Origin of the sequence: Nannocystis exedens, assembly GCF_002343915.1 — a bacterium.
Lineage (GTDB): Bacteria > Myxococcota_A > Polyangia > Nannocystales > Nannocystaceae > Nannocystis > Nannocystis exedens.
On sequence record NZ_NETK01000001.1, the window covers coordinates 8,505,320 to 8,524,355 of the forward strand.

General features: G+C 74.3%; 15 protein-coding genes and 2 pseudogenes. 8 read left to right on the plus strand and 9 right to left on the minus strand.

Annotated features, from left to right (window positions below):
• Positions 1 to 42: 42 nt before the first annotated feature.
• Together NAEX_RS33430 and NAEX_RS33435 are read right to left on the minus strand one after the other, a co-directional pair.
• Positions 43 to 1,284: pseudogene (locus NAEX_RS33430) on the minus strand (serine/threonine-protein kinase); the annotation flags it as partial.
• A complete protein-coding gene (locus NAEX_RS33435) occupies positions 1,281 to 1,763 on the minus strand; it encodes a serine/threonine-protein kinase (RefSeq protein WP_096331536.1) in 483 nt (160 codons plus the stop codon). The gene NAEX_RS33435 and the pseudogene NAEX_RS33430, both read right to left, overlap by 4 nt.
• 123 nt (positions 1,764 to 1,886) lie before the next feature.
• Here NAEX_RS33435 and NAEX_RS33440 point away from each other — a divergent pair, with 123 nt between their 5' ends.
• The 4 genes from NAEX_RS33440 to NAEX_RS33455 all read left to right on the plus strand — a co-directional run bounded on the left by NAEX_RS33440 (position 1,887) and on the right by NAEX_RS33455 (position 4,896).
• The gene (locus NAEX_RS33440; protein WP_143141149.1) at positions 1,887 to 2,396 is read left to right on the plus strand and encodes a hypothetical protein; all 510 of its coding nucleotides are present in this window, start codon (positions 1,887 to 1,889) and stop codon (positions 2,394 to 2,396) included.
• A gap of 127 nt (positions 2,397 to 2,523) precedes the next feature.
• On the plus strand, positions 2,524 to 3,234 hold the full coding sequence (locus NAEX_RS33445) for a hypothetical protein (RefSeq protein ID WP_143141150.1): 711 nt from the start codon (positions 2,524 to 2,526) through the stop codon (positions 3,232 to 3,234).
• An 18-nt stretch (positions 3,235 to 3,252) separates the two neighbouring features.
• The gene (locus NAEX_RS33450) at positions 3,253 to 4,356 is read left to right on the plus strand and encodes a hypothetical protein (RefSeq protein WP_143141151.1); all 1,104 of its coding nucleotides are present in this window, start codon (positions 3,253 to 3,255) and stop codon (positions 4,354 to 4,356) included.
• Between the two features lie 276 nt (positions 4,357 to 4,632).
• Positions 4,633 to 4,896, plus strand: coding sequence for a DUF6508 domain-containing protein (locus tag NAEX_RS33455; protein WP_096331540.1), 264 nt, complete (start codon positions 4,633 to 4,635; stop codon positions 4,894 to 4,896).
• Positions 4,897 to 5,087: 191 nt separating this feature from the next.
• Here the strand turns inward: NAEX_RS33455 and thiH are convergent, their stop codons facing one another.
• The 3 genes and pseudogenes from thiH to NAEX_RS54745 form a co-directional block, all read right to left on the minus strand.
• Positions 5,088 to 6,221 (minus strand): 2-iminoacetate synthase ThiH, encoded by a 1,134-nt coding sequence (gene thiH, locus NAEX_RS33460; protein ID WP_096331541.1) that lies wholly within the window; start codon positions 6,219 to 6,221, stop codon positions 5,088 to 5,090.
• A 308-nt stretch (positions 6,222 to 6,529) separates the two neighbouring features.
• Entirely contained in the window at positions 6,530 to 6,949 is a 420-nt protein-coding gene (locus NAEX_RS54910; RefSeq protein ID WP_170136211.1) for an alpha/beta hydrolase, read from the minus strand.
• Positions 6,950 to 6,987: 38 nt separating this feature from the next.
• A pseudogene (locus tag NAEX_RS54745) lies at positions 6,988 to 7,611 on the minus strand (alpha/beta hydrolase); the annotation flags it as partial.
• Positions 7,612 to 7,985: 374 nt separating this feature from the next.
• Here NAEX_RS54745 and NAEX_RS48690 point away from each other — a divergent pair.
• The 3 genes from NAEX_RS48690 to NAEX_RS33480 are packed head-to-tail and all read left to right on the plus strand — an operon-like array spanning position 7,986 to position 11,603.
• A complete protein-coding gene (locus NAEX_RS48690; protein ID WP_143141152.1) occupies positions 7,986 to 8,429 on the plus strand; it encodes a response regulator in 444 nt (147 codons plus the stop codon).
• Between the two features lie 41 nt (positions 8,430 to 8,470).
• The gene (locus tag NAEX_RS33475; protein ID WP_096331543.1) at positions 8,471 to 10,009 is read left to right on the plus strand and encodes an ATPase domain-containing protein; all 1,539 of its coding nucleotides are present in this window, start codon (positions 8,471 to 8,473) and stop codon (positions 10,007 to 10,009) included.
• Positions 9,996 to 11,603 (plus strand): hybrid sensor histidine kinase/response regulator, encoded by a 1,608-nt coding sequence (locus NAEX_RS33480; protein WP_096331544.1) that lies wholly within the window; start codon positions 9,996 to 9,998, stop codon positions 11,601 to 11,603. Before NAEX_RS33475 ends, NAEX_RS33480 begins: the two co-directional genes overlap by 14 nt.
• 471 nt (positions 11,604 to 12,074) lie before the next feature.
• On the opposite strand, the gene NAEX_RS33485 is transcribed toward NAEX_RS33480, so the two are convergent.
• The 3 genes from NAEX_RS33485 to NAEX_RS54025 form a co-directional block, all read right to left on the minus strand.
• Positions 12,075 to 15,350, minus strand: a complete 3,276-nt coding sequence (locus NAEX_RS33485) for a serine/threonine-protein kinase (RefSeq protein ID WP_096331545.1) — start codon at positions 15,348 to 15,350, stop codon at positions 12,075 to 12,077.
• 770 nt (positions 15,351 to 16,120) lie between these two features.
• Positions 16,121 to 16,783 carry a transposase gene (locus tag NAEX_RS33490; RefSeq protein ID WP_096331546.1) on the minus strand — a complete coding sequence of 221 codons (663 nt, stop codon included), beginning with the start codon at positions 16,781 to 16,783 and terminating at the stop codon, positions 16,121 to 16,123.
• A 65-nt stretch (positions 16,784 to 16,848) separates the two neighbouring features.
• Positions 16,849 to 16,983 (minus strand): hypothetical protein, encoded by a 135-nt coding sequence (locus NAEX_RS54025; protein WP_256254100.1) that lies wholly within the window; start codon positions 16,981 to 16,983, stop codon positions 16,849 to 16,851.
• 160 nt (positions 16,984 to 17,143) lie between these two features.
• Between NAEX_RS54025 and NAEX_RS33495 the strand changes: the two genes are divergently transcribed.
• Positions 17,144 to 17,998, plus strand: coding sequence for a ketopantoate reductase family protein (locus NAEX_RS33495; protein ID WP_096331547.1), 855 nt, complete (start codon positions 17,144 to 17,146; stop codon positions 17,996 to 17,998).
• A 301-nt stretch (positions 17,999 to 18,299) separates the two neighbouring features.
• Here NAEX_RS33495 and NAEX_RS33500 read toward each other — a convergent pair whose 3' ends face one another.
• Positions 18,300 to 18,989 carry a formylglycine-generating enzyme family protein gene (locus tag NAEX_RS33500; RefSeq protein ID WP_170136212.1) on the minus strand — a complete coding sequence of 230 codons (690 nt, stop codon included), beginning with the start codon at positions 18,987 to 18,989 and terminating at the stop codon, positions 18,300 to 18,302.
• Positions 18,990 to 19,036: the final 47 nt, after the last annotated feature.

Below are 19,036 nucleotides of genomic sequence, written 5' to 3' on the forward strand. Positions count from 1 at the left end.
TCGCCAGCCGGCCTGCTCGTCTTCGAGGATGGTCTGCACCATGGCGAGCGTCGGTCGCTCGCCCGGCTCCGGCGACAGCATCGACATCAGCAGGTGCTCGAGCCCGGGCGGGCACTCGCGGCAGGCCTTGCGGGCGGGCGTGGCTTCGCTGGTTCCCGGCGGGAACGGCCGTAGCCCGGTCAGCAGGCGGTACAGCAACAGGCCCAGCGCGAACACGTCGCTCGCGTCGGTGAAGACTCCGCCCGCGCGCACCTCGGGGGGCGCATCATCCATGCGCTGCAAGGGCCGCTCGTTCGCCGGCTCCGCGCGCTCTTCGGGGGGCGTCGCCCAGCGCTCCGTCAGGCGGGCATAGAACCGGGGCGACACCTGCGCCTGATCGAAATCGAAGAGCCACGCGTGAGGGTGCTCGCCGCGCTCGATCAGGACGTTGCCGACGTGCAGGTCGCGGTACACGACGCCGACCGCATGCACCGCCGCGAGGGCGCTCGCGAGCTGACGGCCGATCGCCAGCACCTCGTCGGGCCGCAGGTGCCGGTCGGGGCGGGTGAAGTCGGAGGCGGGCGCGCCGGTGCACAGCTCCATCACGGCGAAGCGCTGGCCTTCCTCGCGGGCAGGGCCGCCGACGTGGACGCCGAAGTGATGGATCTGCGGGATGTTCGGGTGGCGCAGGGCGGACAGGATCTTGGCGGCGCGGCGGAAACGGATCGCGTCGTCGTCGCCCGGCCTCGCGTCGCGCAGCACCTTGAGCGCGACCTCCCGCGAGAGCTCGCGATCGGAGGCGCGGTAGACGACGGCGCTGGCGCCGACGCCGATGACCTCGAGGAGGTCGTAGCAGCCGCCGAACAGCGGCCTCGGCGTGCGCGGGTGGGCCGCGAGGATCGCCTCGAGGCCGCGGCGCAGGTGATCGGCCGAGGGGAGGCGCTCGGCGACGTCCGGAGCGATCGCGGCGCGGAGCAGCCGCGAGAGATCGGCGGGGACGTCGGTGTCGGGGCAGACCGAATGGATCGAGGCGAGGTCGGTCGGGTCGGGCAAGGTCTGCGTGCAGAGCTGGTAGAGGGGGACGCCGAGCGAGTAGACGTCCAGGCGCGGCTCGGCGTGGCGCAGGCCGGCCTCGGGCGGCAGATAGACGGGGGTGCCGATCGTGCGGCCGAGCTGGGTCTTGTGGCGCTCCGGCACGTGCGAGGAAAATCGCGCGTCCTGGGCCTCGTGGAACGGGGTGCCGACGCTGGCGAGCCCGAGATCGATCAGCTTGGCGACGGTCCGATCGGCGCCGAGGGCGATCATGATGTTTCGGGTTTGACGTCGCGGTGGATCACGCCGGCGCTGTGCAGGGCGTGCAGGGCGCCCGCGATCTGGGCGCCGAACTCGGCGACCTCGCGCCACGGCAGGGGCCCGCGAGCGAGCCGATGCGACAAGGTCTCGCCCTCGAGGTACTCGAGCGCGATGTAGGGCTGGGCGTCGGGCGTGTGGCCGAACGCGATCGGCCGGACGAGGTGCGGGTGCTGGATGTTGCTCAACACCTCGGCCTCGACCTCGAAGCGCCGCCGCGACTCCGGCCCGGTCCGGTGCAAGATCTTGAGCGTCACGTGGCACCTGCGGGTCAGATCCTTGGCCAAAAACACGTGGGCCATGCCGCCCCTCGCCAGGCGCGCGAGGACGCGATAGCGGCCGTCGATCGCCTCACCGACGAGGTCGGCGCCGGCTTCGGCGAAGAGGGGCCACGAGGGGTTCGTCCGCGGGACCGGCGTGGGGGAGCTGTCCATTCAGCGGCAGGTCGCCATACGTGCCTTACTCCAGGTTGTCCTTGAAAACCTGAACATACCATCATGTACGTTCAGGCAGGTCGGCGCTCGCCATCGTCGCTCGCGTCGGCGATGCTCGAGCGCGTGAGCGATTCGCTGCACCGTTACGACGACGTCGAGCGCAGGTTCTGCGATGCCGACAGGGACCTCCGGCAGCGCGAGCGCGGGCTGGCGCTGGTGGCGAGGCTGCTCGGTCTGCCGGCGTTGGAGACGACCGACGGCCTGCGCTACGACCTGCGGTACTTCAGCGGCGGCATCGGCGTGATCGATCGGCTCCACGTCGCGCTCCCTTGCGGGGCGGCCGAGGTCGACGCGATCGTCGCGCGCCTCGGTCTGGTCACGCCCGAGGATGCCGTCGCCGACGCGGCCTGGCGCGAGGACTTCGAGTGGTTCGTCAGCGACGAGGACGGGGAGGGCCTGCTGCCGCTGCGCGCCCGCGTGGTCGCGTTCCTCGCCGAGAAGCGGGCCGACTTCCAGCCGCGCCCCGACGAGCGCGCCCGGGTGTGGTTCGCACGCAGCAGCAATGTCAACACGTGGTCCGTCGTGTACGAGCAGGACGGTACGCTGTGTCTCGCCGCTTACGACCAGGGGTGAGCGCCGGTCCTTCGGCCGGCGCGCGAGGTCGTCGAGATCGTTTCGAGGCGGCCGGCGGTGACGGCGGAGGTTCGCCCCGCGGTCGAACGCCTGCTGGCGCTCATCGCGGGCCGGGGGTACGATGTCGATGATGTCGTTCGCCGCGCTCGTCGTCGGGGGGGCGATTTTCGTCGGAGAGGCAGTCGGGCTCGGCGAGCCGTCGGGGTGCGCGGCGACTGCGATGATTGTCGATGCGCGAGCGAACGTGCCGGTCACCGCGGATTCGCAGCAGTTGCGGGCCCGGATCGACGCGGCGAGCGCGTCGGCGCAGGCCGCCGAGCGGGCGACGGCACGGGAAGCGCGGCGGAAGCACTGTGTCGAGGCGCTGCTGGCCTACGCCGACCTCGCGCCCGAGGCCTACGGTCGCGAGCGCGGCGAGAGCGAGGCGACCCGGGCGAGGCAAATGGCGGCGGCGACTTCGGCCGGGGTCGATGGGTACGTGTCGCCGCGTGGTCCGGTGCCCGCGTCGAGGCCCGAGCAGCAGTGGGAGCGACGCCGCCGCCGTCTCGTGGGCCACACCGCGGCGTCGGGGGTGTTTACGGGCATCGGGGTGGCGATGCTGACGGTGCCGTGGATCGTGCTCGCGGCGTCCTGCCGCCCGGAGAGTCTCTGTGAAGGGTACGGGGCGATCTGGGCGTCGGGGTTCGGCGCGCCGATCTTCGTCGCCAGCGTGATCCCGCTCGGGATCTGGGCGACGCGGCTGCACAGGCACCTGCGAGCGTGCCCGCCGGGCCTCGCGCTGCACCGGGGGCGTGCGCGCCTCGGTCTCGCCGGTTCGGGGTTGCGCCTCGACTTCTGATTCTGTTGCGAATGCCCCATGCGGCGCGGCGAGTCGTGGTCGCGTCCACGTGCGGGCGGCGGAATATCGGCGCGCGCGACCGCGTACGTCGCGACGATGCGCGCTCGCCTGGCCCTCGTCGGTCCTGCAATCTTGCTGGCCTGCGCCCCGGCGCCGGGTGGGGCAGCGCAGACGGTGACGCCCGGCGCGACGGGCTCGCGGGCGCCGGGAGCGGCGCAGGGGCCGAGCGAGCCTGCGTCCGCGCAGGCGCCGAGCGGGGCGCGGGAGCCGGCGGAGGTGCCGAGCGAGGCGGCGCGGGAGCCCGGCCAGGAGGCCGCGCCGCGGGTCGACGCGGCGGCCGAGCTGCTCGCCGAGGTGCAGGCGATGGACCCGGCGGCTCGCTGGGCGTGGGCGGTGTCTGCGATGCCTGCGCTCGCCGAGCACCGCGAGGTCGGCGGGGCGAGCGAGCGATGGGCGGAGTTCCGGCGGCTCGCGGCCGGTCGGACCCGATTGTGGGTGCGGGCCCGCGGCGACCGCTGCTTCGCCGTGCGCGGCGGGTGGGAAGACGACGGGTTCTTCGGCCGCGCGCGCGAGGTCGCCGAGCTCGCGGGCGCCGTCAAGACCGTGCGTTTCGAGAGCGTCGAAATCACCGATCGCGGGATCTCGACCTCCGGGCCGCACGGCGACGAATTCAGCCGCGACGCCCGCGGCCGCTGGCAGAAGAGCGGCGGCTTCGGCGTCGGATCGTTCGCCACGATCGCGGATGGACCTGTCTTCGAGGTAAGGCGCACGGCGGCGTATTACGGGGAGGGCGCCTACACGCTGACCATCGAATGCAGCGTGACGAGCGCGCAGGAGGAGCGCTGCACCGACGGGACGATCCGTCGCTGCACGCGCTGCACGGGTTTGTCGGCGCTCCCGCACGCGCCGGGGCGGGGCTGGGCCGGCCCGCGAATGACGCTCCGCGGGACCAGCGACAGGCAGGTGGATTGCAGCGCGCCGTGTCCGCCCGACTTGCTCACCCCGCAGCTCCCGGCGCTCAATTGGGCGGTGAAGGGGCGCGCGTTCGTGCTGGCCGGCGAGCCGGACGCGGCGGTGTACCTCGACGCGGGCGCGTGTCGAAGCGACCGGCGGATGCGCTGATTCGCCGGCGACGAGCTCGCGCGTCGTCGCGGCCGAGCGGCCGGAACGGTTGCCAGGGCCGCGGGCTCGTGGTCTCCTCGGCCTCATGGGCACGGCAGGCGGTGTCCCGGCTCCCTCGGCGGCCGACATCGACGCGGTGCTGGCCTTTCTTCCGCTGCTCGAGCGCCCGGAGTTTCAGGCGAGCCGATGGACGCGCGAGGGCCCGTGGCTCCCGCGCCTCGTCGACGCGCCGGAGGTCCGGCAGCTCCAGCAGGCGCTGGCGCGGCCGGGCTTCTCGTGCCGTTCGACGGGCAGGCGTGGCGCGACGAGGCGGAGCGCTACGAGCGCGACCCGGAGGCGCTGGCCCGCGCTCCGCTGCTCGACGTGTGCAAGCTGATCACCCTGCACCTCCGCACCGACCGCTTCGTCGGCGGGCACTTCGCCTCGGCGGTCGCGTCGGGGCAGATCGTGGGGCTGCTGCGGCGGCTGCGGCGATCCGCGACGAGGGGCGGGTGCGGTGATTCGCCGCGTCGCGGGAGCGCGTCGCCGGCGCGGGCCTGAACGGCGGGTGGGGTGATTCGAGATTCGCGGGAGCGCGTCGCCGGAGCGGACCTGAACGACGTGTGTGGTGAGCCGCCGATCCGCGGGAGCGCTTCTTCCGGGCGGCCTCCAGAGGCTGCCGCCGCGAAGGGGATGACGCTGCTCGATGCTCGCGCGGTGACGAGCCGAGCCGCGGCGGTGCGCCTCGCCGGTCAGAGCCCTTGCCACACCGGGAGATAACCGCGGCGGCGGATCATCTCGGCCACCGCGTGGGGCGGGCGCTCGTCGGCGATGTGGAATTGCTCGCCGGGCTGGTCGCGGGCGGGGGTCCAGCCGTCCTGTTCGAAGTCGCTGTAGCCGCCGGGCTCGGTGCTGGCGCCGGCGCTCATGGTCGTGACGCCGATCGAGACCATGCGGTCGCGCAGCTCGGCCGACTCGCGGGTGGAGACGATGATGTCGGCCTCGGGCAAGTAGAGGCGCAGGGCGCAGATGAGGGCGAGGAACTCGGCGTCGTTCGGCACGAAGCGCGGGTCAGGCTGGAACTCGCCGGCGGCCGGGCGCAGGCGGGGGACGCTGATCGCGAGCTGAACTTCGGGGCAGGTCTTGCGGAGGTGGTCGGCGTGGGCGGCCAGCGACAGCGCCTCGAAGCGGAAGTCGTGCAGGCCGTAGAGCGCGCCGATGCCGAGCCGGCGGAAGCCGGCGGCGAGGCCCCGCTCTGCGGCGTCCATGCGCCAGTGGTAGCGCTTCTTGGGGCCCGCGGTGTGGACGGCGCGGTAGGTCGGCTCGTGGTAGGTCTCCTGGTACACCACCAGCCCGCCGCAGCCGGCCGCGACCATCGGCACGTAGGCCGGGCTCTCGAGCGGACCGATCTCGATCGATACGTCGGGCATGATCGGCAGGACCGCGCGGATCACCTCCTCGACGTATCCGTTGGAGACGAACTTCGGGTGCTCGCCGGCGACGATCAGCAGCGAGCCGATGCCCCGCGCGCGCAGCAGCCGGACCTCGCGCACCGCCTGCTCGACGGAGATCGTGATCCGCGGGATCTCGTTGGTGCGCGAGAAGCCGCAGTAGGTGCAGACGTTGACGCACTCGTTGGACAGGTAGAGCGGGGCGAACAGGCGGATCGCGCGGCCGAACCGGCGCCGGGCGAGCTCGCCGCTGCGCTCGGCGAGGTCCGGCAGGGCCTGGACGGCGGCCGGGGACAGCAGGGCGGCGACGTCCTCGAGGGTCTCGGCGCGGCCGCGGCGGAGGATCGGGGCGAGGTCGGCCGGCGCGGTGGCGAGCGAACGCTGGACGAGGTCGGCGATCGGCAGGTCGGGGTAGATGGTGGAGAAGGTCGACATGGAGATGGTTCCGCGGCGAGGAGAGTACCTGTCTCGAAGGACATGTTGGACAGGCGGGCGTGCGTGGCTGTCCGTACCCTGACGGTGTCCATGCGGCCGCGAACAATTGCGCGGTCGCGGGTGCATCGAGGGTCGGACGTCCTCGGGCGCTCCGCGGCGGTCGCGGGGGACCTCCCCCATGCGAGGCCCTTCCCGTGGAGTCGCGGCGCGGGCGTGGCGAGGCCGGGGGCCGCGATCCGCCGCGCGGGTGATGGGCTGCGCAGGCGGCTCGGCACGGCGGGGACGCGGCGCGAGGCCGGGCGTCGCGGTCAGCCGCGGGGGGTGCCGTGCTCGCGCAAAAAGCCGACCACGGCGGCGACGAAGCGCGGCGCGGCGCGCTCGAGGTGGGCGGCGTGGTCGTAGCCGGCGAGCACCTCGATCCGGGCGCCGCCGGGGATCTGCGCCAGCCGCTCGTGCAGGCACGACTGGTTGACGACGGGGTCGCGGTCGCCGTGGATCGCCAGCACGGGCGTGCGCAGCTCGGTGAAGTCGGCCCACACGTGGAGGTCGCGCCAGTCGGCCTTGACCGGGTCGGCGGCCAGCGCGGCGGCGACGAAGGCGTCGGCGACCCCGGGCTCGATCGCGTCGGGCGTGATGAAGTCAGAGCGCGCGGCGGCCTCGGTGTTGGTGGCCTTCGCCGGCGGCCCGGGGGCGTAACCGGCGGGCTCGGCGGGGTCTTCGGCGGGCACGGCGAGCCGTAGAGGATCACCGGGCCGATGGCGTCGCGGTGGCGCTGGGCCGCGAGCGCGGCGACCCGGGCCCCGAGCGACCAGCCGAGCACGGCGGGCTTGTTCGGCAGCCCTTCGCCGGCGAGGGCGGCCACGGCGGCGAGGTCGTCGGCCGCCTGGAGCGGGTCGGTGTAGCCGCTGGGGTCGCGGGCGGTGGCCCCGTAGCCGCGCAGGTCGACGGCGTAGACCGCGAGGCCCTCGGCGGCGAGGTTGTCCATCAACGAGACGCGCGCGCCGGGCACCTGCAGGTCGAAGTCGGGCAGGGCGCTCCAGGTGCGGCCGTGGACCAGGACGATCGCGCCCCACGGCGCCGGCGGCCGCTTGAAATGCACGGCGATGCCGTGGCCGCCGACCGCGACGCTGGTGTGCTGCAGCGCGGGCGGCGAGATGTCCTCGGGGACAGGTGATGCCGGCGCGGTCGCCGGTGGCGATGGAGCCGGCGCCGCGGCGACCTCGGGGGCGACCGGCCTGGCCGCCTCGCCGGCGCAGGCGAACAACGAGGCGGTGACGAGCGCGGCGACGAGGCGGAGCAGCATGCGGGGGAGGGTCGCAAGAAGCGGCGGCCGGAGGCAACGGCGAGGCGCGTGGCAGGCCGCACCGACACGCGCCGGGCTCCCATGCATGGCTGGCGCACGGCGCCGGCGACGAGAAGTGAATCGGCCTGCGCCCGGTGAGCCCGGGAGCAGGTGCCCCGAGCCGCGTCGCCACAGGCGCGGACGTCGACGATCCCGGCGCGATCGATCGGGCAGTGAATCGTCGCGCGCCCGGTGAGCTCGGGGACGGCGTCCCGGTCCGCGTCGGCGCGGGCCCGTTCGCGGCGAACCCGGCGCGGACGATCGGGCCGATCACGTCCTTGTCGAGGACGCCGGCGACCCGGTCGCCGCGATCGCCGCACGCGCGGGAGACGGGGGCCGGGGCTTCGCTGGGCGCGTACCAGGGGTGCTTGACGCGCGATGGCGGCCCGGACCCAGGAGTCCGTGTCAACACCGAGCATCGGATGGCGAGACCTCCCGATCACGTCGAGCCCGCCGGGCGCGGCTGGGCTCGCCCTCTGGCCAGCCCGCGGCTCGAGGGGCTGTCGGTGACGCTGCGAGCCGAGCGCGACCTCGCGGGGATCGGCGAGGCCGGCGACGGGCTCGCCGCGGCCCTCCTGGCGCGCGAGCTGGCGCCCGACGTCGTCGTCATGGGCATCGCCGCGCCGGACTTCGAGGGGATCGGGGCGACGCGGGAGAGCGTCGAGCACGCCCCGCAGGTGCGGGTCGTCGCGCTCTCGGCCCGCACCGACGCGAGGTCGGTCGTCGAGCTCCTGCATCTCGCGCGCGGGCGCGTACGGCTACCGGAGCAAGCAGGCGGCCTTCAGCGAGCTCGCCCGGACGATCCGCGCCGTGACCCGTTCCACTTCAGCGCCGACATCGAGGCCCTCGCACCCTCGGGCGCCTGAGCGCAGGCGGCTCGCGGAGCGGTCGCAGACGAGGAGAAGCAATGCCCAGCGTCCCCCCCTCCCTCCACCCCGAGGCACCGCCGGTCGCGTCGACCGGCGTCGAGGGTCTCGACGCGATCTTGCACGGAGGCCTCCCGCGCGAGGAGATGCACCTAATCCAGGGGACAGCCGGCACCGGCAAGTCCACGCTCGCGCTGTGCTTCCTGCGCGCCGGCGCCAAGGCCGGGGAAGCCTCGTTGTACCTGACGCTGTCGCAGTCGGCGGCGCACCTCGAGCGGATCGCTCGATCGCACGGCTGGTCGCTCGCGGGCGTCACCGTGCACGAGCTGTCGCCGAGGACCGTCGCCGAGCGGATCGCCGCGCGGCAGACGATCCTGCCGACCGCCGACGTCGAGCTCGGCGAGCTGTTCCAGGACCTCGCGGATCTGGTCGAGCAGACCCGGCCGCGGCGCGCCGTGATCGACTCGCTCAGCGTCCTCCGCCTGCTCGCCGGCGGCCCGCAGCGGTACCACCGCGAGGTCGTGACGCTGCGGCAACTGTTCACCGAGCGCAAGTGTACGCTGCTGACGATCGCCGACTACCCCGCGGAGGGCGAGGGCGGCTCGCTGCCCGAGGTCGATTTCCATCCGTTGTGCGGCTGCGTGATCGACCTCAAGCAGGAGCCGCGGGCGTTCGGCGACGTGCGCCGGCGCCTCCGCATCGTCAAGGCCCGCGGGCTCGCGAGCAACGGCGGCACGCACGACTACAAGATCGCCACCGGTCGGATGGACGTCTATCCGCGGCTCGGCGCGTACAACCGGCCGGAGTACAGCGAGTACGAGATGATCGCCACCGACGTCGCGTCCCTCGACGAGGTGCTCGGCGGGGGGCTCGAGCGCGGGACGGCGTGCCTCCTCGTCGGGCCGACCGGCGCCGGCAAGAGCACCGTGGCGGCCCTTTACGCCGACGCGGCCGCGCGCCGGGGCGGATCTGCGGCGGTGTTCCTGTTCGACGAGCGGCCCGAGACCTTCAAGAGCCGGACCGAGTCGTTCGGAATGCACGTCAATGCGCACATCGAGGCCGGGCGCATGTCGGTGCAGCAGCTCGACTCCGGCGAGATCGCGCCCGGGGAATTCGCGCAGCAGATCCGCGAGATGGTCGAGACGCGCAAGACGCAGGTGGTGGTCATCGACAGCATCGCCGGCTACTTCGCGGCGATGGGCAGCCAGGACGTGCTCGTCTCGCAGCTGCACGAGCTGCTGACATACCTCAGCCGCAGCGGCGTGCTGACCATGCTGATCGGCTCGCAGGAGGGGCTGACCAGCATCGGCCAGGCGCCCGGGCCCGACGTCAGCTACCTGTCCGACTCGATCGTCGTGCTCGGCTTCTACGAGATCCGGGGCAAGATCCACCGCTCGTTCGCGGCCGTCAAGAAGCGGAACGGCCGGCACGCGACGGAGATCCACGAGCTGATCTTTGCAGGCGGCAGCCTCGCGGAGGGCAGCATCCGGCTCCAGGGCCCGCTCCGCGGCCTGCAGCGGATCTTGCTCGACAATCCCGCTCCCGCTTGCGCTCGCAAGGAGGAGGATGACGGCGAGTGAGGCCGACGCGGCGCTCGCCGAGCGCGTCGCCGTGCTCGCGCCGTTCGGGCGCGACGCGGCGGTCGTCGAGCGGGTGCTCGTCGGCGCCGGGCTCCGCGCGACCACGGTCGCCGACGTCGCGGCGCTGCTCGCCGTGCAAGGCGCGGGCGTCGGCGTCATGATGATCGTCGAGGAGGCCCTGACGCCGCCGCACGCGGCCGCGCTCGCGGCCGCGCTCGCCGCCCAGCCGGCGTGGTCGGACCTGCCGGTGCTGCTGCTGCTCGCCGACGTCGACGGGCCGACGCCCGCGGCGGCGCCCCAGGTCGCGGCGCTGTGCTCGGCCGGCAACGTCACCGTGCTCGCGCGGCCGGTCGCCGGGCTGACGCTGGTGACGGCGGTGCAGTCGGCGCTGCGCGCCCGGCGACGGCAATACGAGGTGCGCGACCTGATCTTCCGCGAGCGCGCGGCCCGTGAGGAGGCGGAGACGGCGACCCGGCTCAAGGACGAGTTCCTCGCCACCGTGTCGCACGAGCTGCGCACGCCCTTGAACACGATCATGCTGTGGGGCCAGCTGCTCGCCGGCGGCCGCGTGAAGCCGCCCGACATGCCGCGGGCGCTGCGGGCGATCGAGACCAGCGCGCGCGCGCAGTCGCTGCTGATCGAGGACCTCCTCGACGTCGCGCGCATGCTGTCGGGCAAGCTCCGCGTCCAGCTGCGCGAGGACTCGCTGCTGCCCGCCGCCCAGGCCGCGCTCGAGGTCGTGCGACCGATGGCGCAGGCCAAAAGCGTCCGCCTGGACGCGCAGCTCGACCCGAGCGTCGGCCCGGTGCTCGCCGATCCCGATCGCATGCAGCAGGTGCTGTGGAACCTGCTCAGCAACGCCGTCAAGTTCACGCCCGCGGGCGGCAGCGTGACCCTGTCGCTGACCCGCGACGGCGACGACATGGCGCTCCGCGTCGCCGACACCGGCGCGGGGATCCGCCGCGACTTCCTGCCGCACGTGTTCGACCGCTTCCGCCAGGCCGACCCGACGACGACCCGCGCTCACGGCGGGCTCGGGCTGGGGCTCGCGATCGTCCGCCAGCTGGTCGAGCTGCACGCGGGCTCCGTGACCGCCGAGAGCCCGGGTGAGGGCGCGGGGTCGGTGTTCACGGTCCGGCTCCCGCTCGTCGACCGGCGCGCGCCGCCGGCAGCCTCGCGGCCCTCGGCGCCCGCGCGGCCGCTGATCGGCGTGCGCGCGCTGCTGGTGGAGGACGATCCGGACACTCGTCGCGCGCTCTGCCTGGTGCTCGAAGACGCCGGCGCCGAGGTGACGTCGGTCGCGTCGGCCCCGGCGGCGCGGGCGGCCCTCGACGCGGCCCGCCCCGACGTCTTGCTGTGTGACATCGGCATGCCCGGCGAGGACGGCTACGCGCTGCTCCGCAGCGTGCGAGCGCACGAGCAGAGCGCCGGCGACCGGCCGGTGCCCGCGGCGGCGCTGACGGCGTACACGCGGGACGAAGACCGCCGGCGCGCGCTGGCCTGCGGGTTCCAGACGCACCTGGCCAAGCCGATCGAGCCGGACCTCCTGGTGGCGACCGTCCGCGCGCTCGCCCGCGCGCCGCGGGCGGCGTGACGCCTGCCCGCGGGCGCGGGCCGCCCGAGACGCCGGGGTCGCGGCGAGAGTTTCAAGGGACATGTCCATGGGGACATGGGCGAGCCCGCGGCGGCGGCCCCGCGGGGCATGCCCATCGGCCAGGCGACGCGCTCGCGGCGGAGGTCCTACTGGACATGTCTCGAGAGCCATGCGCCGGGGCCTTGAGGGGGTCCTGGAGGACATGTCCATGGGGCCATGCGGCGAGCCCCCGGCGGCGGTCCCGAGGGGATGTCCATCGGCCAGGCGACGCGCTCGCGCCGGATGATCTATTGGACATGTCCCAAGAGCCATGTTCCGAGGGGCGCGGCGGCGGTCCTGGAGGACATGTCCATGGGGTCGTGCGGCGCGGCTGCGGCCCCGAGGGCAGGCCCACCGGCCAGGCACGCGCTCGCGGCGGAGGTCCTCTTGGACATGTCCCGAGAGGCGTGCGGTAAACTCGCGGCGGCGGTTTTAAAAAACATGTCCCGAGAGCCAGGCGTCGAGCTCGCGGCGCAGTGGGGCGAAGCCGTCGCCGGGGCCGAGCAGGGCGCGGGCCTCGGCGACCAGGGCGCGGGCCTCGGCGCGGGCGGGAGGGTCGGGCCACAGCGCCTCGGCGAGGGCCAGGCGCAGGCGGGCGGACACCTCGGGGCGGGCGGGGGCGTGGTCCCTGGGCTCGGCCGCGAGCGCGCGGCGCAGCGGCTCGCGGGCGGCCGCGGGGTCGCCGGCGTCGAGGGCGGCGCGGCCGAGGCCGAGCAGGAGCGGCTGGACCAGCGGGTGACCGTCGCCGCTCGGCTCGGCGATCGCCAGGGCGCGGCGGAACAGCGCCTGCGCGGCCGGGAAGCGGCGCTCGCGGCGGGCGACCTCGCCGAGGTCGTGCAGCAGGTCGGCGAGCTCGGGGTGGGTCGGGCCGAGGGTGCGCTCGCGGATCGCCAGGGCGCGGCGGAGGATCGCCTGCGCCTCGCCGAGCGCGCCCTGGCGCAGGCGGATCCGGGCGATGGGGCGCAGCGACGCGGCGACCGACAGGTGGTCCGGGCCGAGCGCGCGCTCCTTGATCGCCAGGGCGCGGGCGTGCAGCGCGGCGGCCTCGTCGTCGCGGCCGGTGTCGGTCAGCGCGGCCGCGAGGTTGCCGGTGAGCATGGCGGTCTGCGGGTGGTCGGGGCCGAAGAACTCCTCGGCGAGGGCGACGGCGCGGCGGTGGCCGGCCTCGGCCTCGGCGTGCAGGCCGAGCTCGGCGAGGGTGTTGCCGAGGTTGCTCAGGGTGCCGATCAGCGCCTGCGGGTCGGGCCGCTCGGGGCGGTCGAGCAGGGCCAGGGCGCGCTCGTGGAGCTCGCGCGCGGCCGCGAACTCGCCGCGGATCTGGCGGACGATGCCGGTGTGGCCGAGCCGCTTGGCCTCGAGGACATGTCCCTCGGGACCTAGCCTTTGGGCCATGGCGCCGGCGAGCTCGGACCAGCGGATCGCGTCCTCGGTGGCGGTCTGGTAGACGCCGACGCAGGCGATCAGCTCGATCATGGCGCGCGCGGCCAGCTCGTCGAGGCGGGCGGCCACGGCGGCGAGGGCGGCGCGGGTCAGGGTGATCTCGGCGGCCCGGGGGTCGCGGGTGCGGTTCTGCAGCAGGCCGAGGATGTAGGCCGCCTCGGCGGCGAGCGGCGGGTGGTCGAGGTGGGCGGCGGCGGCGTGGGCCTCCTCGGCGCGGGCGAGGCCGTCGGGCAGGCGGCCGGCGTCGAGCAGCGCCTTGGCGTCGGCGAGCTGCTGACGGACGGCCTGGATCTGCGCCAGCGCGGCGGGGTCGGCGGGCGGGGCGGGCGGGGCGGCGAGGGCGGCCGGGTCGGCGCAGCGCTGCACCGGGGTCAGGGCGGCGGCCGCCTGGACGGCGCGGCCCTCGACGTCGGGACCTGTCCGAACGAGCAGGTCGGTGAGGGCCGCGAGCTCGCGCCGGCGCTCGTCGAGGCAGGTCATGCGCAGGTCGAGGAGCTCGTGCGACTGCTCGCGGCGGACGTGGGTGGCCCGGCAGGCGTCGGCGTGGGCGGCCAGCCAGGCGGCGGCCCAGGCGTCGAGGGTGGCGACGACGCGGTCGGCGGTGGCGCGGGCGTGGGCGCGGCCGGTGGTCAGCAGGGCGGCGTGGACCTGGGCGCGGCGGGTCGGGTCCCAGGCGCCGGCGAGGGCCAGGGCGCCGCCGCGGCAGACCTCGTCGTCCTCGCCCGACTGGGCGTAGCCCCACACGCCGGCGCCGAGCAGCAGGCCGAGCGCGAGGCCGGCGGCGCCGGCGGCCCGGGCCCTGCGCGAGCGCAGGGCCCGGCGCTCGAGCACGTCGAGCAGGGCGCCGACGTCGGGCCAGCGCGCGCGCGGGTCGACGCTGAGGCCGCGGGCCAGCGCGCGCGGCAGCCAGGCCGGGATGCGTCTGTCTCTGGGGACAGGTCGAAGCTTGCCGCGGGAGATCGCCTGCAGCAGCGCCATCGCCCCGCCGTCGCCGAACGGGTGGGCGCCGTGGACCGCCTCCCACAGGGCGACGCAGAAGCTGAACTGGTCGCTGCGCGGGCTGGTCGGCAGGCCCATGAACTGCTCGGGGGCCATGTACGCCGGCGTGCCGACCAGGGCGCCGACGCGGGTCAGGCGGCTGTCGACGCTGACCAGCGAGCCGACGTCGAAGTGGGCGCCCGAGGCCTCGGGGAGGCGCTCGCGCAGGCCGGAGGCCCACGGCGGCGGGGTGTCGAGGCCGACCCTCGGGTGGCGCGCGCTCGAGGCCTCGGGCGGGCGCTCGCGCAGGCCGGAGGTCCAGGCCGGCGGGGTGTCGCCGAGCTGCAGGTCGCGCGGGCTCGCGGCCGCGGGCGGCCGTTCGCGCGGGCCCGAGGTCCAGGCCGGCGGGGTGTCGCCGAGCTGGGGATCGCTCGCAAGCTCGGGCGGCCGTTCGCGCGGGCCCGAGGTCCAGGCCGGCGGGGTGTCGCCGAGCTGGGGATTGCTCGCAAGCTCGGGCGGCCGTTCGCGCGGGCCCGAGGTCCAGGCCGGCGGGGTGTCGCCGAGCTGGGGATCGCTCGCGCTCGCGGGCTCGGGCGGCCGTTCGCGCGGGCCGGAGCCGTCGAGGAGGCGCTCGCGCAGGCCGGAGGCCCACGCCGGCAGCGAGTCGCTGGCCTTTGGGACATGTCCGTCGGGACCTGGCTCTTCGGACTCGCTCGTGCGGGCCAGGCCGAAGTCGAGCACGCGCACGCGGCCGTCGTCGCCGACGAGCACGTTCTCGGGCTTGAAGTCGCGGTGGACCAGGCCGGCGGCGTGGGCGGCCTGCAGGCCGCGGCCGGCGGCGACGAACAGGGCGAGCACGTCGCGCCAGGGCAGCTTCCGCTCGGCGAGGTAGTGGCGCAGGGTGACGCCCGGGACGAACTCCATGGCGACGAAGACGCGGCCGTCGACCTCGCCGGCGTCGTGGACCGCGACCACGTTGGGGTGGGCCAGCCGGGCCAGCGCCTTGGCCTCGCGCCGCAGGCGGGCCCCGGGGCCGTGGCTGTCGCTCTCGGGCGCGCCCTCGGGCCGGCCGAGCAGCTTGAGCGCGACCTTGCGGTCGAGGCCGGGGTCGAAGGCGGCGTAGACGACGCCCATGCCGCCGGCGCCGAGCCGCTCGAGGATGATGTAGCGCCCGAGCAGCTGGCCGGGCTCGAGCGGGGCGTCGGCGGCGCGGGGCGCCGGCGCGACCGGATCGTCGGCGACCGCGGTGCGCGTCAGCGCGAGCGTCTCGGCGTAAGCGCGGTCCTCCACCAGCGAGGCAGTATATCGAGGCCCTCGCCGGCCCGCGCGGGCGGTTTTGCTCGGCCGGGATTGCGAAGGCGGACCCCGTCCGCATGCGGTCCGCAGGCGCGAGGCGAGGCGGGACCGAGCCGGGCCGAGCCCGGCCCGCGATGGCACGGATGAGATCGGCGCCGCCGCGCCTGGGCGGCCCGTCGCCGCAGGGCGTGACGCGAAACGCGAGGACGCGGCCGCGCGGCGAGGGTCACGAACAGGCGACGCGCGCGGCCGGAGACCGCGTGGCGACGTGGACGAGCGCCGCGAACACGGCCGAGCGGCGCCCGGCACCGTCGGCTCCGTCCCACCGCGAGGATCCGCGAACCGCAGGTCGTCGGCGACCGGGCGCGGGCATCGTCTCGCGCCCCGAGCACGGACGCGCGTCGACCGATGCACCCGCGCGGATGCGGCGAGGCGAATGCGTCGATCGCCGTGCGACGCACCGGTACGCGCCGAGGCGAACGCGTCGATCGTCGTGTCGTGATTGGCAATCGAGGATGACAGGACCGCCAGGGGCCGTGACGCGCCCTCGCGTCCCCGGCGGCCTGGCGGTCCGCGCTCACTTCACGAGCAGGACGAGGTTGTCGAACCAGATGTCGGAGGCCTTCGTCGACCCTTCCCCTCATCGCCAACCCACCACTTGGTCATCATGCCGCAGTGCCCGCCTGTATGCTCCGATCTTGTTCGCGCGGCGCGAGTACATACTGGGCTCTTCCGCACCGCGAACTGGGCATTTCGCTCGTCGATCAAAGCGCGCAGTCGGAACGGCCTGGCAGCGGACCACATACCAGCCGAACTCGTCGACCGTCTGCCGCTCCGACGCGGCGCGGCATGAGGCACTTACGCGACCTTCTCGGCCACGTCAATGGATGGATCGAGAGCCCGCCGAGGTCGCGCCGCAGCCAGCGATCCAGCTCGGCCCCGGTCGCCGCGACGAATCGACGGCTGACCGCGCTCTTGCTCGTGCCCCTCGTCTTCACGTCCTCGGGCACCTTCTCCAGCGAGCGCCCGTATTTGCGAGTCGACACGCCGATCAACATCTGCTCGACCGCCCGCCGATTCAGGGGATCCTCGGAGGCGAGCCGGTCCCAGGTCGCAAGATTCACCTCCTTGCCGTCCTTGCGGACCCGCGGCCGCTGCACCTCGACTCGCCGCCCTCCAAGGGCGAGACTCCCCGCGGTCGTGCCGTTCCGGCTGGGCCGATCTCCCATGCCTCGCGCGTACCGAGGCCCGCACAGCTCCTCGACCTCCTGCTGCAGCAGGGCGCTCAGCGCGACCAGTCCGAGGCGTGTCACCGCCCCGTACAGCTCCTCGTGGAGCAGCTCCGGCAGCGGCATCGTGAGCTGACGGCTCGTCGGTGCGACGATCTCGACTTCGTTCCTGGGGCTCTTCCTGGCACTCTTGATCACGGCGGTCCTTGTCGTTTTCGAGCCCCGAGAATCCTCTCGGGGTGATGAGGCCGCCACCTGAAATTTCAACAGCACCCGGGACATGGCCGGAACACCGCGTAGGGACCGGTTCCGGTCGCGACCCAGTACACCGTGAGCGACAGCGCCTCGGCGCAGAGGAGGCCGCCGAGGATCCGCACCCGGAGCGGGAGAGGGGACATGGTGTCAGTATAACCCGCACCATGAGCAGCACATGAGGGATTCCCGCGACCTCGGTGCACGCTCTGGAGACACAAACTCGACGCGGCGGCCGACCTGCTGCCGCGCGCTGTCGATCATCTCGCTGTCAGGTGGTCCGCGCACGTGTGCTATACGCAGCCCATGAAGATCGCCATCCTCGGTCCCGGAGGGATCGGCAGCACCTTCGCCTTCCAGCTCGCGCGCGCAGGCCACGATGTCACCGTCATCGCCCGCGGTGCCCGCCTCGCCTATCTCGAGCGCGAGCAGGCGATCGTCAAGAACACCGGAGAGCGCGCCGCAGTCCGGGTCCAGGGCGCCCTCGATCCCGCGACCGAGTGGGACCTCGTGCTGGTCACCGTGCTCGCGTCTCAGGTCGACGCCGTGCTGCCGGCCCTCGCCGCCAGCGCAGCGCGGACGATTCTCTTCATGTTCAACACGTTCGAGCCGCTCGACCGCTTACGCGACGCCGTCGGCCGCGAGCGCGCCGCCTTCGGCTTCCCGGCGATCCTCGCCTGGCTCGACGACGGCGTGTTGACGACCCGCATCGTCACTCGCGGCCCGCTGCTCACCCCGGTCTCCGATCCCGCCTGGGCCCCGGTCTTCACCGCTGCGGGCGTTCCCACGGTCGTAGAGCCCGACATGCAGAGCTGGCTGCGCACCCACGCCGCCTTCGTCGTCCCCGGCATGATCGCCAGCGTGCGGGCCCATGAGCGCCGCGTCGGCATCTCCTGGTCCGAGGCGATGGCGCTCGCCCGCGCGTCCGACGAGGGGTTCCGCCTGGTGCGCCGGCTCGGCGACGCCGTCGTCCCCGCCGCGATGGTCACCTACAGCCGCCTGCCCACCGTGGCGACCGCCGCCCTGATGTGGGCGATGAGCCGGAGCCCGTCGATCCGTCGCTCCGGCGCCGCCGGTCCCGGCGAGTCGCGCACGCTGATCGACATGATGAGCGCCGCGGGCCCCGACCACACCCGGGCCCTGCTCGCCGTGCGCCCGTAGCCGCCGCGCGCCCGTGGCTGCCGCGCGGCGCGTATCCCGGTCAGGAAACCCCATGTTCCGCGCCCTGGTGTTCGTCGCTGATCTTCGTATGCACCGAGCCGCAGGACATGCGGCGCGGGTTTGATGCGCTCGCGCTCACGGTGCGCCAGGTGATCGGCGAGGACCCACGCGGCGGATCATCGTCGAGCCTCCAGCACGTCGAGCACGCGCCCGAGCATGTCGGCCTCGACATGACCGCGGATCCGGAGCACCACGCGCGTAGAGGGCGGCTCTGGTCGCTTACCACAGGTTTGAGTGTGCCTCACGTCGGGGGCCGGCACGGAGGCTTGGGGCCGGCGTCTTTCGCGCAACGAACGCCGCCGTTGTCGGACCACGCCTCGCGCGGCGCGTACCCGCCGTGCTCGTCGATGGCCATGTCGGCCCAGTGCCCCGTGGCGAACGACGAGCCGCGGGCGATGCGGGTCGAGTTCTCGTTGGCGGTGTTGCCCGTCGAGGTCGCCTCCGCGACGTTGCCGAACATGTCCACCACGCCATCCGGCGTCGTGTCGCCCGGCTTGCTGCCGACCGGCCAGGGCCGCTTGCGACCGCAGCCGGTGCGCCCGTCCTCTCGCCGCTGGCCGAGGTCGAGCACCGCCAGGTCGCAGCTGGGCTTCGCGTCGCCCCAGGGGAACTTGCGCTGGGCCTCCCGCCCGCGCGCCGCCCAGCCCCACTCCTGCGCGGTCGGCAGTCGCTTGCCCGCCCAGAGGCAGTACGCCTCGGCCTGGTACCAGTCGATGCAGTTGATCGGCATGTCGTCGGCGTCCGTCATCTGCCAGGTGCAGGCGAGCTCGGCGCGCTGGCCGGTCGCGGACAGCGGCGGCGAGTAGCCGGCGTCGACGAACTTGCGGAAGGCCGCCACCGTCACCTCGGTGCGGTCGAGCCAGAAGGGCTCGAGGTGGTAGGTCTTGCGGTCCTCGGTGTAGACCGTGTCGCCGCCAGCGATGAACACCATCCCGGGCTCGTCCGCGCAGTCCCGCGGCGCGGCAGGTGCGGGGGGCT

Bases quoted from the DNA above. Each gene is read 5' to 3' on its own strand.
- NAEX_RS33475 (WP_096331543.1), top strand. From the start codon at position 8,471: ATGCCCAGCGTCCCCCCCTCCCTCCACCCCGAGGCACCGCCGGTCGCG.
- NAEX_RS33480 (WP_096331544.1), top strand. From the start codon at position 9,996: ATGACGGCGAGTGAGGCCGACGCGGCGCTCGCCGAGCGCGTCGCCGTG.
- NAEX_RS33445 (WP_143141150.1), top strand. From the start codon at position 2,524: ATGATGTCGTTCGCCGCGCTCGTCGTCGGGGGGGCGATTTTCGTCGGA.
- NAEX_RS33500 (WP_170136212.1), bottom strand. From the start codon at position 18,989: ATGGTGTTCATCGCTGGCGGCGACACGGTCTACACCGAGGACCGCAAG.
- NAEX_RS48690 (WP_143141152.1), top strand. From the start codon at position 7,986: ATGGCGAGACCTCCCGATCACGTCGAGCCCGCCGGGCGCGGCTGGGCT.
- NAEX_RS33495 (WP_096331547.1), top strand. From the start codon at position 17,144: ATGAAGATCGCCATCCTCGGTCCCGGAGGGATCGGCAGCACCTTCGCC.
- NAEX_RS54025 (WP_256254100.1), bottom strand. From the start codon at position 16,983: ATGTCCCCTCTCCCGCTCCGGGTGCGGATCCTCGGCGGCCTCCTCTGC.
- NAEX_RS33450 (WP_143141151.1), top strand. From the start codon at position 3,253: ATGCGGCGCGGCGAGTCGTGGTCGCGTCCACGTGCGGGCGGCGGAATA.
- thiH (WP_096331541.1), bottom strand. From the start codon at position 6,221: ATGTCGACCTTCTCCACCATCTACCCCGACCTGCCGATCGCCGACCTC.
- NAEX_RS33435 (WP_096331536.1), bottom strand. From the start codon at position 1,763: ATGGACAGCTCCCCCACGCCGGTCCCGCGGACGAACCCCTCGTGGCCC.